At 57.8% G+C, this 320-nt stretch carries 1 protein-coding gene; it reads right to left on the bottom strand.

All coding sequences use genetic code 11. The features are described 5' to 3' along the window. A partial coding sequence (locus CWC14_RS18635) for a putative metalloprotease CJM1_0395 family protein (RefSeq protein ID WP_283957462.1) occupies window positions 1–320 on the bottom strand: 320 nt, incomplete at both ends.

The following is a 320-nucleotide window of genomic DNA, read 5'->3' on the forward strand; positions in this document are numbered from 1 at the left end:
TCAGCACCGGAGGGCTCAGCTGGCGCCAACGCCGCTGAGCGTACCTGCTGCATCTTCTCGATGGTTGCTTGTGGGTCGCCCGGTACTTCGCCCACATCTATTTGTACTTCTCCACCCACCGCGTAATTTTTGCCATCTGGACCACGTTGATAGTCGTAGCTCGGTGAGCCGGCATATTGACCCCCTACCGAGGCATGGGCTTGTTCGTGGGTTCGAACTTCACGGTCACGTTCTGCAAGCTCTTGGATTTGTTGCTGTTCCTGCTCGCGCTGCTGTTGCTGCTGCTCGCTAGATTGCTCCTCAGACCCCTCACTGTCGCG

It is taken from the genome of Pseudoalteromonas sp. S3260, from assembly GCF_005886925.1.
Classification (GTDB): Bacteria; Pseudomonadota; Gammaproteobacteria; order Enterobacterales; family Alteromonadaceae; genus Pseudoalteromonas; species Pseudoalteromonas tetraodonis.